This window comes from Saccharothrix carnea (genome assembly GCF_003014735.1).
Taxonomy (GTDB): domain Bacteria; phylum Actinomycetota; class Actinomycetes; order Mycobacteriales; family Pseudonocardiaceae; genus Actinosynnema; species Actinosynnema carneum.
The window spans coordinates 434,710-448,581 of record NZ_PYAX01000005.1 but is presented as its reverse complement, the minus strand read 5'-3'; the positions used below and the strand labels follow the sequence as shown (position 1 = coordinate 448,581).

General features: G+C 72.0%; 16 protein-coding genes. 7 read left to right on the top strand and 9 right to left on the bottom strand.

Going from position 1 to position 13,872, the window contains the following annotated elements:
• Window positions 1-62: 62 nt before the first annotated feature.
• Window positions 63-998, bottom strand: a complete 936-nt coding sequence (locus B0I31_RS16955) for an NAD-dependent epimerase/dehydratase family protein (RefSeq protein ID WP_106616339.1) — start codon at window positions 996-998, stop codon at window positions 63-65.
• A 52-nt stretch (window positions 999-1,050) separates the two neighbouring features.
• Window positions 1,051-1,869, bottom strand: coding sequence for an HAD family hydrolase (locus B0I31_RS16950; protein ID WP_106616338.1), 819 nt, complete (start codon window positions 1,867-1,869; stop codon window positions 1,051-1,053).
• Between the two features lie 33 nt (window positions 1,870-1,902).
• On the opposite strand from B0I31_RS16950, the gene B0I31_RS16945 reads away from it, so the two are divergent.
• Window positions 1,903-2,778 (top strand): LLM class flavin-dependent oxidoreductase, encoded by an 876-nt coding sequence (locus B0I31_RS16945; RefSeq protein WP_106616337.1) that lies wholly within the window; start codon window positions 1,903-1,905, stop codon window positions 2,776-2,778.
• A gap of 11 nt (window positions 2,779-2,789) precedes the next feature.
• Window positions 2,790-3,977 (top strand): L-2-hydroxyglutarate oxidase, encoded by a 1,188-nt coding sequence (lhgO, locus tag B0I31_RS16940; RefSeq protein WP_106616336.1) that lies wholly within the window; start codon window positions 2,790-2,792, stop codon window positions 3,975-3,977.
• 224 nt (window positions 3,978-4,201) lie between these two features.
• Here the strand turns inward: lhgO and serS are convergent, their stop codons facing one another.
• Complete coding sequence (gene serS, locus B0I31_RS16935; RefSeq protein ID WP_106616335.1) at window positions 4,202-5,455, bottom strand: serine--tRNA ligase; 1,254 nt, start codon at window positions 5,453-5,455, stop codon at window positions 4,202-4,204.
• An 81-nt stretch (window positions 5,456-5,536) separates the two neighbouring features.
• On the opposite strand from serS, the gene B0I31_RS16930 reads away from it, so the two are divergent.
• Complete coding sequence (locus B0I31_RS16930) at window positions 5,537-6,139, top strand: DUF6891 domain-containing protein (protein ID WP_106616334.1); 603 nt, start codon at window positions 5,537-5,539, stop codon at window positions 6,137-6,139.
• Window positions 6,140-6,196: 57 nt separating this feature from the next.
• Here the strand turns inward: B0I31_RS16930 and B0I31_RS16925 are convergent, their stop codons facing one another.
• From B0I31_RS16925 to B0I31_RS16915, 3 genes are all read right to left on the bottom strand, one after another.
• Complete coding sequence (locus B0I31_RS16925; protein WP_106616333.1) at window positions 6,197-6,649, bottom strand: DUF350 domain-containing protein; 453 nt, start codon at window positions 6,647-6,649, stop codon at window positions 6,197-6,199.
• A 147-nt stretch (window positions 6,650-6,796) separates the two neighbouring features.
• The gene (locus tag B0I31_RS16920) at window positions 6,797-7,960 is read right to left on the bottom strand and encodes a glutathionylspermidine synthase family protein (RefSeq protein WP_106616332.1); all 1,164 of its coding nucleotides are present in this window, start codon (window positions 7,958-7,960) and stop codon (window positions 6,797-6,799) included.
• The gene (locus B0I31_RS16915) at window positions 7,961-8,638 is read right to left on the bottom strand and encodes a hypothetical protein (protein ID WP_106616331.1); all 678 of its coding nucleotides are present in this window, start codon (window positions 8,636-8,638) and stop codon (window positions 7,961-7,963) included.
• Window positions 8,639-8,758: 120 nt separating this feature from the next.
• Here B0I31_RS16915 and B0I31_RS16910 point away from each other — a divergent pair, with 120 nt between their 5' ends.
• Together B0I31_RS16910 and B0I31_RS16905 are read left to right on the top strand one after the other, a co-directional pair.
• On the top strand, window positions 8,759-9,829 hold the full coding sequence (locus tag B0I31_RS16910; RefSeq protein ID WP_245949980.1) for a septum formation family protein: 1,071 nt from the start codon (window positions 8,759-8,761) through the stop codon (window positions 9,827-9,829).
• Window positions 9,830-9,833: 4 nt separating this feature from the next.
• Window positions 9,834-10,184, top strand: a complete 351-nt coding sequence (locus B0I31_RS16905; RefSeq protein ID WP_073897527.1) for a metallopeptidase family protein — start codon at window positions 9,834-9,836, stop codon at window positions 10,182-10,184.
• Window positions 10,185-10,409: 225 nt separating this feature from the next.
• Here B0I31_RS16905 and B0I31_RS16900 read toward each other — a convergent pair whose 3' ends face one another.
• A complete protein-coding gene (locus B0I31_RS16900) occupies window positions 10,410-11,024 on the bottom strand; it encodes a histidine phosphatase family protein (protein WP_181320205.1) in 615 nt (204 codons plus the stop codon).
• Entirely contained in the window at window positions 11,021-11,914 is an 894-nt protein-coding gene (gene pheA, locus B0I31_RS16895; RefSeq protein WP_106616328.1) for a prephenate dehydratase, read from the bottom strand. The genes B0I31_RS16900 and pheA overlap by 4 nt, the downstream gene beginning before the upstream one ends.
• A gap of 103 nt (window positions 11,915-12,017) precedes the next feature.
• On the opposite strand from pheA, the gene B0I31_RS16890 reads away from it, so the two are divergent.
• Window positions 12,018-12,632 (top strand): macro domain-containing protein, encoded by a 615-nt coding sequence (locus tag B0I31_RS16890; RefSeq protein ID WP_106616327.1) that lies wholly within the window; start codon window positions 12,018-12,020, stop codon window positions 12,630-12,632.
• Between the two features lie 57 nt (window positions 12,633-12,689).
• Here B0I31_RS16890 and B0I31_RS16885 read toward each other — a convergent pair whose 3' ends face one another.
• On the bottom strand, window positions 12,690-13,172 hold the full coding sequence (locus B0I31_RS16885) for a GNAT family N-acetyltransferase (RefSeq protein ID WP_106616326.1): 483 nt from the start codon (window positions 13,170-13,172) through the stop codon (window positions 12,690-12,692).
• A 60-nt stretch (window positions 13,173-13,232) separates the two neighbouring features.
• On the opposite strand from B0I31_RS16885, the gene B0I31_RS16880 reads away from it, so the two are divergent.
• Window positions 13,233-13,862 carry a response regulator gene (locus B0I31_RS16880; RefSeq protein ID WP_181320204.1) on the top strand — a complete coding sequence of 210 codons (630 nt, stop codon included), beginning with the start codon at window positions 13,233-13,235 and terminating at the stop codon, window positions 13,860-13,862.
• Window positions 13,863-13,872: the final 10 nt, after the last annotated feature.

Genomic DNA, 13,872 nt, shown 5'->3' with positions numbered 1-13,872 from the left:
GTCCGGGAACGGCGGCGGCCGGCCGGTGACGAGCGATCGTCGCCGGCCGGCCGCCGTCTTCGTCAGACCTCGCGGAAGTAGTCCACGGTCAGCCGCACGCCGGTGGCGATGTCCACCTCGGGCTTCCAGCCCAGCTCGGCCCGCGCGAGCGACGCGTCGATGGCCGACGCGCGCAGGTCGCCCAGGCGGGCCGGGGCGAACTCGGGTTCGTCGGCCGCGCCGGCCGCCTGCGCGACCAGCGTGTGCAGCTCGCGGTCGGACACCTGGTGCGCGGTGCCGATGTTGTAGCGCCGGCCGCCGCCCGCCTCGCCCGAGGCCGCGATGAACGCCGACACGACGTCCTCCACGAACACGTAGTCGCGGGTGTTGCCGCCGTCGCCGAACACCTTCGTCGGACGGCCCGCGAGCAGCGCGGACGCGAAGATGGCCACCACGCCCGCCTCGCCGTGCGGGTCCTGCCGGGGCCCGTAGACGTTCGCCAGCGCCAGGTGCGTGCACTCCAGGCCGTACAGCTGCCGGTAGGTGTTCAGGTACACCTCGCCGGAGACCTTGGACGCCGCGTAGGGCGACTTCGGGTTGATCGGCGTCGACTCCGCGACCGGCAGCACCTCGGGCGTGCCGTAGATCGAGCCGCCGGACGAGGCGAACAGCACCTTGCGCACACCCGCGCGGCGGGCGGCCTCGGCCAGGTTGACCGTGCCGAGCACGTTCTTGGTGGCATCGAGCAGCGGGTCGGCCACCGACACGCGCACGTCGATCTGCGCGGCCAGGTGGTACACCACCTCGGGGCCGAACGAGGCCACCACGTCGGCCAGCTCCGGCGAGGTGATGTCCACCCGCGAGAACGAGTAGCGGTCGGCGTGGTCGGGGTCGGCGGGCGCCGTCCGCTTGCCCCGGCTCAGGTCGTCGACGACGTGCACCTCGTGCCCGTCCCTCAGGAGCCTGTCGACCAGGGTCGAACCGATGAAGCCGGCACCGCCGGTCACGAGTGCGCGCACGGGTGTTTCTCCAGGTTGGGTCGGGAGAGCGGGACGAGTCGTCACGGGCAGCCTAGAACCACCGCTCCAGGACCAGCGCGACACCGTCCTCGGAGTTGGCCGCGGTGACCTCGTCGGCGGCGTCCAGGGCGTCCTGGTGCGCGTTGGCCATGGCCACCCCGTGACCGGCCCAGGTGAGCATCGGCACGTCGTTGGGCATGTCACCGAACGCCAGCACCCCGCTCGCGGGCACGCCGAGCAGGTCGGCGACGGCGGACAGGCCGGACGCCTTCGTCACGCCCGGCGCGGCGAACTCCAGCAGGCCCTCGTTGGTCGACCACGTCATCGCCACCGAGTCGCCGACCAGCGGCCCGGCCGCCCGCGCCATCTCGTCCGACGCCATGCCGGAGTGCCTGACCAGCAGTTTCACCGCGGGCTTGCCGAGCAGCTGGGCCCGCTGGTGGCCCGGGAGCGGCTGCGAGCCCTCGTCCCACGGGTGCAGGTAGTGCTCGTCGGCGATGAACTCGGGCTCGCCCGCGCCGCGGGCGGTCTCGCCGACGCGTTCCGAGGCCATCGCGCAGCCGGGCAGCGCCTCGTCCAGCACGGAGGCCAGGTCGGTCAGCTGCTCGGGGGTGATCAGCTCGGCCGAGACGACGCGGTCCGCGCCGATGTCGTAGATCACCGCGCCGTTGGAGCACACGGCGTAGCCGGACAGCCCCGCCGCGGCGGCCACCTCCGGCACCCAGCGGGGCGGGCGGCCGGTGGCCAGCACGAACGGGACGCCGGCCGCCAGCACGCGGCCCACCAGGCCCGCGGTGCGCGGGCTGACCCGCCCGAGGGGTGTGAGCAGGGTGCCGTCGACGTCGGATGCCACAAGTGAAGGTCTCTGCACCTGTCCATCGTGCCTCTCGGATACCGTCGCCGGGTGCGCACTGGGATTGTGATCCTGCCCGAACACCGCTGGTGGATGGCCGAACACAAGTGGAAGGCCGCCGAGGAGTACGGCTTCCACCACGCCTGGACCTACGACCACATGGGCTGGCGCTCCCTGGTCGACGGGCCGTGGTTCGGTGCCGTTCCGACGCTGGCAGCGGCGGCGTCGGTGACCGGGACGATCCGGCTCGGCACGCTCGTCGCGTCACCGAACTTCCGCCACCCGGTGCCGTTCGCCCGGGAACTGCTCGCCCTCGACGACCTCTCCGACGGCCGCTTCACGCTCGGCGTCGGCGCGGGCGGTGTGGGGTACGACACGGAGGTGATGGGCGGGCCGCCGGCGGGGAGCAGGCAGGGCCGGTTCGAGGAGTTCGTGGCCGCGCTGGACCTGCTGCTGGCGCAGGAGCGGACCACGTTCAGCGGCGCGCACTACGAGATCCGTGACGCCCGCAGCGCGCCGGGGTGCGTGCAGCGGCCGAGGCTGCCGTTCGTGGTCGCCGCGAACGGGCCGAAGGCGATGGGTGTCGCGGCGAAGTACGGCACGGGCTGGGTGACCACCGGTCCCGAGACGGACGACGAAACGGCCTGGTGGGACGGGGTGGCCGCGATGACGGCTCGGTTCCGCGAGGTGCTGGCCGGCATCGGGCGGGCCAAGGAGTCGATCGACTTCCACCTCAACGCCGACTCGTGCCCGGTGTACTCGCTGACCAGCGTGGACCGGTTCCGCGAGGTCGCCGGCCGGGCACGTGAGCTGGGGTTCACGGACCTGGTCGTGCACTGGCCGCGTGCCGATGGGGTGTACGCGGGCAGCGAGGCCGTGCTGGAGCGGGTCGCGGCCGACGTGCTGCCCGAATTGGTCGGCAGCTAGCCTTCTGCGCTGTGCGACGAGTCGTGGTGATCGGTGGCGGGATCGTGGGCCTCGCGACGGCGCGGGAGTTGGCCCGGCGCGGTCACGACCTGGTGGTGCTGGAGAAGGAGCCGCGGTGGGCGGCGCACCAGACCGGCCACAACAGCAACGTGGTCCACGCGGGCCTGTACTACAAGCCGGGGTCGCTGAAGGCGCGGATGTCGGTCGCGGGCAACGCCTCGATCGTGGACTACGCGCGTGAGCACGGCGTGCCGGTGGACGTGTGCGGCAAGCTCGTCGTCGCCACCTCGCCGGACGAGGTGCCGCGCCTGGAGGCGCTGGCCGAGCGCGCCGAGGCCAACGGCGTGCCCGCGCGGCGGATCGGCGTGGACGAGGCCCGCGAGTACGAGCCCCAGGTGGCGGCCGTGGCCGCGTTGCGGGTGGAGAGCACCGGCATCATCGACTTCCCCGCCGTGTGCGCGGCTCTCGTGCGCGAGCTGAACGGCCACGACCTGCGGCTGCACTCGCCCGTGCTGGGCATCCGGCGGGCACTCAGCGGCGGCGGCGTGGAGGTCGCCACGCCACGGGGCGTGGTGCGGGCCGACGCCCTGGTGAACTGCGCGGGCCTGCACAGCGACCGCATCGCGCGGATGGCGGGCATCACCCCCTCCGCCGCCATCGTCCCGTTCCGCGGCGAGTACTACGAGCTGCGCCACGACCGCCGACACCTGGTCCGCGGCCTGATCTACCCGGTGCCGGACCCGGCGCTGCCGTTCCTGGGCGTCCACCTGACCCGGATGCTGGACGGCAGCGTGCACGCGGGCCCCAACGCCGTGCTGGCACTGCGCCGCGAGGGCTACCGCTGGCGCGACATCTCGCCCACCGACCTGGTCGACGTGGCCCGCTTCCCCGGCACCTGGCGCCTGGCCCGCAAGTTCGCCCGCACCGGCGCCGAAGAAGTCCTGCGCTCCCTGTCCCGCAAGCGCTTCGCCCGCAGCCTGGCCCGCCTCGTACCCGCCATCACCGAGGACGACCTGGTCCGCGCCTCCGCCGGCGTCCGCGCCCAGGCCATGCGCGCCGACGGCTCCCTCGTCGACGACTTCCTCATCGACACCGCACCACGCCAGGTCCACGTCCTCAACGCGCCTTCACCGGCCGCCACTTCGGCCCTGGAAATCGGCAAGCACGTCGCCGCCCAGGTCGAACTCAGCTGGACCTGACGCAATGCCCTTCCCTGGGGGTGGCTTAATTCCGGCTCGATTTGACATGGGGCCCCTTACGGGCACTCCAGGCAGGCCAAAGCCGGGCAGGCCTGGCGGAAAAAGCGCCCGCCAAGCCTGCCCGGCTTCGACCAGCCTAAAGCACCCGAACCCCATGTAAAATCGGGCCCCTGCGGTTGAGCGGCGGGTCCGTTGTGCTTTTTAGTTGCGGGGTGCTTTTGTGATTACTTTGTGGGTTTGAGGATCTCGAGGCCGAGGAACGGGCGGAGAGCCTGCGGCACGACGACCGAGCCGTCTGCCTGCTGGTGGTTCTCCAGGATCGCCACGATCCAGCGGGTGGTGGCCAGGGTGCCGTTGAGCGTGGCGGCGATCTGCGGCTTGCCATTTTCGTCGCGGTAGCGCACGTTCAGCCGACGAGCCTGGAACGTGGTGCAGTTCGAGGTCGACGTCAGCTCCCGGTACGCCTGCTGGGTCGGGATCCACGCCTCGCAGTCGAACTTGCGCGCGGCCGACGTGCCGAGGTCGCCGGCGGCCGTGTCGATGACCCGGTAGGGGACCTCGATCTTGGCCAGCATCTCCTCTTCCCAGGCCAGCAGCTTGGCGTGCTCGGCCTCGGCGTCCTCCGGCTTGACGTAGGAGAACATCTCGACCTTGTTGAACTGGTGCACGCGGATGATGCCGCGGGTGTCCTTGCCGTACGAGCCCGCCTCGCGCCGGTAGCACGACGACCAGCCCGCGTACCGCTTCGGGCCGTCCAGGATCTCGTCGGCGTGGTAGCCCGCGAGCGGCACCTCCGACGTGCCGACCAGGTACAGGTCGTCCGCTTCGAGGCGGTAGATCTCGCTCGCGTGCGCGCCGAGGAACCCGGTGCCCGCCATGATCTCGGGCCGCACCAGGGTCGGCGTGATCATGAGCTGGAACCCGGCGGCGGTCGCCTGGGCGACGGCCATGTTCAGCAGCGCCAGCTCCAGCTGTGCGCCGACGCCGGTGAGGAAGTAGAAGCGCGAGCCGGAGACCTTCGCGCCGCGTTCCATGTCGATCGCGCCGAGCCGCACGCCCAGGTCGAGGTGGTCCACCGGCTCGAAGTCGAACTCGCGCTTCTCGCCGACGTGCTTGAGCACGACGTAGTCGTCCTCGCCGCCCGCGGGCGCGTCGGGGTGGACGACGTTCGGCACGGCGCGGTGCAGCTCGGTCAGCTCGGTCTCGGCGGCGGACTGCTCGGCCTCGGCGGCCTTGACCTCGGCGGCCAGCTCCTTGCCCTTGGCCAGCAGCGCGTCGCGCTCCTCGCCCTTGGCCCGGCCGACCTGCTTGCCGAACGTCTTCTGCTCGCCGCGCAGCGCGTCGGCGCGGGCGATGGCGGCCCGGCGGCGCTCGTCGGCGGACAGCAGCGCGTCGACCACGGTCTCGTCCTCGCCACGCGCGCGTTGCGACGCGCGGACGGCTTCCGGGTTCTCGCGCAGTGCCTTGAGGTCAATCACACAGGGAAGGGTAGTACCCGGCGGAAAACGATTTGCAGCACGTCGCACCCCGCTGTCGGACCCCTCGGGCAGGATGCGCGCGTGGTTGAACGAGCAGACGACGAGTCCGGCCTGCCCGCCGACGTGGTGGCGGAGGTCGAGGAGTACGCCCGGAACGTGGTGCACGGCGGCTTCACCGCGTTGGACGACGCGGTCGAGGAGGTGGCCGAGCACTTCGAGGACGAGGAGCACCCGGTCACGCCGGTGGCCGCGCGGGCCGTGGTGGAGCGGGTGTGGCGGGAGCGGTCCGCCGAGCAGGACGGGTGGCCGGCGAGCACGGACGTGGACCGGCTGTTCACCGTGTTCGACGCGCTCGACCGCGGCGGGATCACCGCCCGCGCCGACTTCACGTGCTGCCAGACGTGCGGGCACGCCGAGATCGGCGACGAGGCGGCCGAGGGCGCCCGCGGGTACGTGTTCTTCCACCGGCAGGACACCGAGAGCGCCGTGGCGCACGGCGCGGTGTGGCTCGCGTACGGGTCGCTGGGCGAGGTGGCCGACCACGCGGCGGCCGACGAGGCGGTGGGTCGCGAGGTGGTCGCGGCGCTCACCGCGGGCGGGCTGCCCGTCGAGTGGAACGGGTCGGTGCGCACCCGGATCAGGGTCGGGCCGATCGCCTGGCAGAAGCGGCTGCCGGTGGCCTGAGCAGCGCGAAGGGGCGTGCCCGACCGGCGGGCACGCCCCTTCGCGGCTGGCCTGGTACTACGAGATGGCGACCGCGACCACGAGGCCGAGGGCGACGTGCGCCGAGGCGACGACGACGCTGGCCGGCGCGAACCGGTCGGACTCGATCAGCGAGCCGATGTCCAGGCGGGTCACCCACTCCAGCAGCCGGACCGCCAGTACCTGGACGATGATGCCGACGAAGCCGAAGATCAGGGCCGACAGCAGGCCCTCGTCCAGCTTGCCCGCCGCGCTGTAGATCGCCACGACCACGATCAGGGCCATGCTGACCAGGCCCGCGGACGTGACGATGACCGCGTTCGGGGCGCCGCCGCGCACCAACGCGCTCAGCTTGCCGGGCGTGGTCCAGTCGATGGCGTAGAAGCCGACGACCATCAGGACGAGGCCGACGATCGCGTAGAGCGCGATCGCGCCGACGCCGGTGCCGATGGCGGACCCGAAGCCGGGGTCCAACGCGAGTGGGGGAATCACTGACCCTCCATGGTGTGCAGGTTGATCGGTTGTGCCGCCGGTGAAGGATCCGGTGACGACGGGTGTGGTGCCTTCTCGGGGTTCGGGGAGCGGCTCATGCGACTCGTTCGCTCGTTCGACTCACGTGACTCACTCGACTTGCTCGACTCACTCGACGATCCGGTGCGGCACGAACGCCGCGCCGTCGTCGGTGACCAGGCCGACGGTCTCCCGGATGCCCAGGCCCGCCGAGGCGTCGCCGACGACCCACGCGCCGAGCGCCGGCCGGTAGCCGTCGAACTCGGGCAGCGGGTCGAACAGCTGGTAGACGAAGCCCTCCTTGCCGTAGACCCCGCCGGTCTGGGTCTCGTAGCCGGGGGCGACGATCTGGATGTTCTGCCCCTCCCGGCCCAGCCGCGGCTTGCGCACGTACTCGGTGAGCAGGCCGGGTTCGTCCAGGAACGCGGGCAGCAGGTTCGGGTGGCCGGGGTACATCTCCCACAGCACGGCCAGCAGCGCCTTGTTGGACAGCAGCATCTTCCACAGCGGCTCGACCCACAGGGTGCCGGGCAGGCTCTCCACGGCGTAGCGGCCGAACTGCTCGTCGACCACCCACTCCCACGGGTAGAGCTTCACGACCGTGCCCATCGGCGCGTCTTCGAGGTCGACGAACCGCTTGAGCAGCGAGTCCCAGCCGATCTCCTCGATCGCCAGGCCGACCGTGTCCATGCCCGCCTCGGCCGCGGTCTCCTGCAGGTAGGCCACGGTGACGTGGTCCTCGCCGGAGGGGTCCGCGCCCGACCAGGTGAAGTGCAGCTCGTTGGACGGCAGCCGGCTGCCGATCTCGGCCCAGCGCTCGACCAGCTTCTCGTGGATGGAGTTCCACTGGTCGTCCTCGGGGAAGACGTCGGTCTTCCAGTTCCACTGGACGACCGACGCCTCCAGCAGCGAGGTGGGCGTGTCGGCGTTGTACTCCAGCAGCTTGGCCGGGCCGCTGCCGTCGTAGCGCAGGTCGAACCGCCCGTACACGTGCGGGTCGCGGCGCTTCCACGACTCGGCGATCGCGGGCCACAGCCACTCGTTGATGCCGAAGTCGCGGAAGCGCTCGGTGAGCACCACGTTGTCGACGGCTTCGAGGCACATGTTGTGCAGCAGCTCGACGTCCGCCTCGAGCGACAGCACGTCGCTCATCTCGAAGACGTAGTGCGCCGACTCGTCCCAGTACGGGCGCGGGCTGCCGTCCGCGGCCCGAGCCGGCGCGCCGAACACCAGCCCCTGCTCGGAGACGGTGCGCTGCCAGTTCGGCCGGGGCGCGGAGGACTCCCGACGCACTCAGCTGCCCCCGCTCTTGCTGCCGCCGGACACGCCGAACCCACCGCGCTGCACGACCGTGCCCGACTTGGTGCTGATGTTCGCGCCCTTCGGCATGGTGTAAGTGCCGCCGCTGACCTTCTGGCCGATCGGGGCGCTCGGCGCGCCGTAGTTGTAGCGGTACGAGCTGCCACCGATGTAGATGAACCCGCCGCTGACGTACCCGCCGTGGCTGCGCGCGTAGCTCTCGTCGCAGTACTGGTCTTCGACCACGACGTCGTCGCGGGTGCACTGGGCCACCACGTCGTCGGGGCTGGACACGGCGTACCAGATGGCCACCACGCCGGCCACGCCGACCGCGACGCCACCGCCGATGAGCAGCCGCTTGCGCAGCTTCCGGCGACGCGCCTCCTCGGCTTCGACGGCGAGCTGCTGCTCGCGCTGCTGCTCGATCGCCGCGGCGCGGGCGCGCTGCTCGGCCAGTGTCGGCGGGCGGGGCTTGGTCTGGCCCGCCTCCTGCCGCCGGATCTGGCCGCGCCCGCCCTGCGGCGGTTCCGGCGCGGGCGGGGGCGCGTACGGCGGCGGCGTCGCGCCACCGGCCTGCGGCCCCGGCGCGGCCGGTCCGTTCTGTCGGTCTGGTCCGTTCGGCCCACCCTGACCGGGCGTCGCCGCGTTACCGGTGTTGTCGTTCTCAGTCATCAGCCACTCCCGGCGGGGACGGTACAGAGATCGGCCGCCGAATGGGTGATGAGTGTCCCAAAAGCAACACTCTCCACCCGCCCGAACGGTTACTCGGCCTACACAGGCATCATGGAGTAGATGTCCACGACCACGCGCTGGTTTCGTCGAGGTGACCACTTGGTCATGCTCGGCGCGTCGGCTGGTGCGTTCGTGCTGCTGGCCCTGAGCACGCTCGTGGGGTGGCCGGTGGGCGCGGGCGGCGCCGGCAGCACGCTCACGACCGCGGTGAACCCCGTCATGGCCGCTCAGGCGGGTGACTGCCTGAACTGGACCAAGCAGGACCTGTCGGACGTCGAGAAGGTCGACTGCGCCGCACAGCACCTGTTCGAGGTGACCGGTGTGGCGGACATCTCCGCCGATCACGGGCCCCAGGCGCCGTTCCCGGACGACGCGCAGTGGCAGCAGATCAGCCAGGAGCAGTGCTCGAAGCTGTCGATGGACTACCTCGGCGGCAAGTTCGACCCGTTCGGCAAGTACACGGTCGGGCCGCTCAACCCGGGCGAGCGGCTGTGGGGCGAGGGTCAGCGGACGCTGCGCTGCGGCCTGCAGGTGGCCGGTCCGGCGGGCGGCCTGCTCCCCGCCTACGGCACCGCGCGCACCCAGGACCAGTCCGACGTCTACGACCCGGGCGTGTGCCTGGGCATCACCGAGACCGGGTCCGTGGGCGACCCGGTGGAGTGCGCGAAGCCGCACACGTTCGAGATCACCGGCGTGGTGACCTTGCCGCCCGGCGAGTTCCCGTCGCCCGAGCAGCAGGACCAGTTGCTGGTCGGCGAGTGCACCCGGATCACCGCCGAGTACACCGGCGGCGCCGACCTGAAGGCCCGCGGCCTCATCGTCGCCTGGGACACCAGGGTGGTGGAGAGCTGGACGGCCGGTTCGCGGCTGGTGAACTGCAAGGTCGGCGCGCAGCCGGTGGACAACGTGCTGGTGCCGTGGGAGGGCAGCGTGCGCAACCCGGACGCGCCGCCGCTGACCACGTCCAACCCGCCGCAGACGACCGCCGTGCAGCAGGACGAGCCGACCGGCGCGCCGCTGCACTCGCAGTCCAACTCCAGTTCCGCCGATCCGTCGACGTCGGGCTCCAAGCCGCCGAAGTCGGACGAGGAAACCACCACGACGACGACCACGACGACTACGACGAGGTGACGTCATGCCGGTGGAGATGACCCGTCAGCGGTTCGAGGAACTGGTCGGCGAGGCCCTCGACCTCATCCCACCGGAGTTCGCGGCCGCGATGAACAACGTGGTGGTCCTGGTCGAGGACCGCAACGCCGACGTGCCGAGCCTGCTCGGCCTCTACCACGGCATCGCGCTGACCAGCCGTACCACCGACTACGGCGGCGTCCTACCGGACCGGATCTCCATCTACCGCGAGGCGATCCTCGACATCTGCCGCACCGAGGACGACGTGGTGGAAGAAGTCGTCGTCACCGTGGTCCACGAGATCGCCCACCACTTCGGCATCGACGACGCCAAGCTGCACGAACTGGGCTGGGGCTGACCGCCGACCGGTCTCGGCGGAGGAGTGGGCTCGCCGGTTCGACGGCTTGGCCGCGGCCTCCCGGACACGCTGACGACCTCCTCCGCATCGGTGCTTCGTCTGCGGGAACGAAAGTCCGCGGCCACTCCCGCCACGAACGGGGCACGGGCCTGGGCGCGCTACCGAGTGGCCTGACCCTGCTTCGAAGGTGCCCCGGACCGATCTGGGCCCCACCGCCCGGCCCGCTCAGCCGGCGACCACGTCCACACCGGTCCACGAGGTGCAGCGCCAGCCGTCGGAGGTGCGTTCCAGCACGACCCGGCCGGTGTTGGGCAGCAGGCCCGCCTCGGCCAGTGCGGGGCTCACGTTGCGGGCCAGGGCGAGCGCGCCCATGCGCAGCGACGCGCCGTGGCTGACCAGCACCACCGTCTCGCCGTCCGCGTGCCTGGCGGCGATCTTGTCCACCGCGTCCAGGTAGCGGTCGAGGACCTGGCGGCCGCTCTCGCCGCCGGGCAGCGGCACGTCCAGGTCGCCCTCGGCCCACTGCTTCACGGTGGCGATGAAGATCTCGAACGCCTCGCGGTCGTGCCGTCCTTCGAGGTCGCCGCAGAAGATCTCCTGCACGCCCTCGACGACCTCGACGTCCAGGCCGTGCGCCGCCGCCACGGGCGCCGCGGTCTGCTGCGCGCGCACCGCCGTGCTGGCGTAGACGGCGGCCACCGGCTCGGCGGCCAGCTGCTCGGCCAGCGCCGCGGCCTGCGCCACGCCCGCGTCGGTCAGCGGCGGGCCGGGTGGCAGCGAGTCCAGCGCCATCTTCACGTTCGACGCCGTCTCGCCGTGTCTGACCAGGATCAACCTCACGCGCCGTGCCCCCTCCGGACTGTCTCGACCCATTCGGCCGCCGCCACGAACTCCTCGTTGCCCGCCACCACACCACCCGGCTCGGCCTTCGGGTACGAGCCGAGGAACCGGGTCTGCGGGCAGTGCCGGTGCAGCGCGGCCAGCGCGTCGCCCACCCTGGGCTCGGCCACGTGGCCGTCGAGGTCGATGTAGAACCGGTACTCGCCGAGCCTGCCCTTGGTGGGCCGCGACTCGATGCGGGTCAGGTTGATGCCGCGCAGCGCCAGCTCGGCCAGCAGCTCCGACAGGGCGCCGACCTTGTCCGCGGCCGTGCAGACCACGGACGTGCGGTCGTGGCCGGTCGGCTCGGGCAGCTCGCCGGGCGGGCGGACCAGCAGGAACCGGGTCTTCGCGTCCCGCACGTCGGCCACGTCGGTGGCCAGCACCTCCAGCGGGTAGTGCCGCACGGCCACGGGCGCGCTCACGGCCGCGTCGAACTCGCCGCCCAGCACGGAACGCGCCGCGGCGGCGGTGGACGTCGTGGCGACCACGTCGGCCTCCGGCAGGTGCTCGGCGAGCCAGTGCCGCACCTGGGCCAGGGCGTGCGGGTGGCTGGCGACCGTGCGCACGGGCCCGCCGCCGGGCCGCACGAGCACGCTGAACCGCACCGGCAGCACCGCCTCGGCCACCGCGACCAGCGGCTCGCCCTCGGTCAGCGCGTCCATCGTCGCGGGCACCGCGCCTTCGACGGAGTTCTCCACCGGCACGCACGCCGACTGGGTCTCCCCCCGGCGGGTGGCGGCGAGCGCGGCGGGCACCGTGTCGAACGGGACCAGTTCCTGCTGCGGAGAGGCGAAGCCGCGTGCGGCCTGCTCGGTGAAGGTTCCCTGCGGTCCGAAATAGGCGAGCACGGCCGCAACGATACGAGGACCACGTCCGGTGACCGCCGTTGAGGCGAGGATCACCCGCCCGGCGGGTGCCCGCCCCCGTTCCGCAGCAACGGGTTCTCCTGGAATGCTGGGAGATGTGTCCGCCGCCGATACGGAGGGTGAGATCAACGCTCCGGTAGCAGTTCCCCGTCTGGTGTTGTGCGCCGTCGACGAACCGCTGGCCCGTGCCTGGCTCGCGGTGGCCGAGGGCAGGACCGGCGTCGAGGTGCACCGGGGCTCGGTGCTCGACATCGTCGCCGAGGCCGTGGTGAGCCCCGCGAACTCCTCCGGCTGGATGCGCGGAGGCATCGATGCCGTGTACGCGCGCGCGTTCCCGCAGGTCGAGGGCAACGTGCGCAGTGCCGTGCTCGGGTTGCACGGCGGCGAGCTGCCGGTCGGCGAGGCGCTGGTCGTGCCGACCGGCGAGCCCGAGCCGGAGTGGCTGATCAGCGCGCCGACCATGCGGCAGCCCGGTGAGCTGCTGCCCGAGGACACCGTGCACCCGTACCTGGCCGCGCGCGCTGTGCTGCGGCTGTGGCTGGCCGGTCGGCTGGACGACGGCCGCCCGCTGCGGTCGGTGGTCCGCACGATCGCCATGCCCGGCCTCGGCACGGGCGTCGGCGGCGTCGCGCCGGCCACCTGCGCCCGCCAGGTCGCCGCCGCGTGGGACGAGGTGTTCAGCCCGCTGCCCAGCCGCTAGCGCCGGTGCGCTGGTTGTGCACAACCTGTGGACAGCCCGGCTGGAGCCTGTGGACAACTAGCGCGGCGCGACCCAACGCTCCAGGTCCAGTTCGTCGGTGATGGGGATGCCGTAGTCGCCGACGCTGGGGATCTCCGGCTTCAGGCGGCGTGCCTCGCGCACCGCGTCGGGCCGCAGGGAGGCGAGCCGGAAGCCGCGGCGTTGGTAGAAGCGCAGGGCGTCGAGGTTGTCGTTGGTCGTGGTGAGCCGGACCCGGTTGCAGCCGAGCTGGCGGGCGCGGTGGACGGCGGCGTCGACCAGCGAGCTGCCGACACCCCTGCCTCTTCGCAACGCGTCGATGGTGACGATCTCCAGGTGGTTGTCGGCCGCGGCGTAGGTGAGCAGCCCGACGACGGTGTCCTGCTGTTCGACCAGGAACCCGGGCAGGCTCGCGGGGAAGAACACCTGGCCGTGGGCGACCGCGGTGTGCGCGCCCCACAGCTCAAGCACCAGCCTGCCGACGACGATCCGGTCGGCTTCCTCGATCGCGCGTACGAGCATTCCTGCACTGTCTTGGCGGGCGGGCGCGGTGGGTACCGGCATTCGACCTATGGTTGGTTCGTGCCGGTGCGAGTGTTGCTCGTAGACGACCACGAGGTGGTGCGCAGAGGGCTGCGCGAGTTGCTGGAGGACGAGGACGACATCTCGGTGGTCGCCGAGGCGGGTGGGGTGGACGAGGCCCTGGTCCGGGCTTCGGCGACGCGGCCCGACGTGGCCGTGGTGGACGTCCGGCTGCCAGACGGCGGCGGGGTCGAGCTGTGCCGTCGGCTGCGCGCCCTGGCGGAGCCACCGCGGTGCCTGGTCCTGACCGCGTTCGACGACGAGGAGGCGCTGGTCGGCGCGATCATGGCGGGTGCGTCGGGCTACCTGCTCAAGCAGGTGCGCGGCCAGGACCTGGTGACCGCCGTGCGCGAGGTGGCCGCCGGCCGCTCGCTGCTGGACCCGCAAACCACCTCCCGTGTCCTGGACCGCATGCGTCGGCCGGTCGAGGTGGACGTGCTGGACGCGTTGACCGAGCAGGAACGGCGGGTGCTGGACCTGATCGGGGAGGGGTTGACGAACCGCCAGATCGCCGAGCGGCTGTTCCTGGCGGAGAAGACGGTGAAGAACTACGTCACGGCCGTGCTGTCGAAGCTGGGCATGGAACGCCGCACCCAAGCCGCCGCCTGGGTAGCCCGCCGCTCACGCTAACCCCCGGTCC

Coding starts and splice junctions, on each gene's coding strand:
- B0I31_RS16915 (WP_106616331.1), bottom strand. CDS start 8,638: ATGACTGAGAACGACAACACCGGTAACGCGGCGACGCCCGGTCAGGGT.
- B0I31_RS16890 (WP_106616327.1), top strand. CDS start 12,018: ATGCTGGGAGATGTGTCCGCCGCCGATACGGAGGGTGAGATCAACGCT.
- B0I31_RS16910 (WP_245949980.1), top strand. CDS start 8,759: ATGTCCACGACCACGCGCTGGTTTCGTCGAGGTGACCACTTGGTCATG.
- B0I31_RS16905 (WP_073897527.1), top strand. CDS start 9,834: ATGCCGGTGGAGATGACCCGTCAGCGGTTCGAGGAACTGGTCGGCGAG.
- B0I31_RS16885 (WP_106616326.1), bottom strand. CDS start 13,172: ATGCTCGTACGCGCGATCGAGGAAGCCGACCGGATCGTCGTCGGCAGG.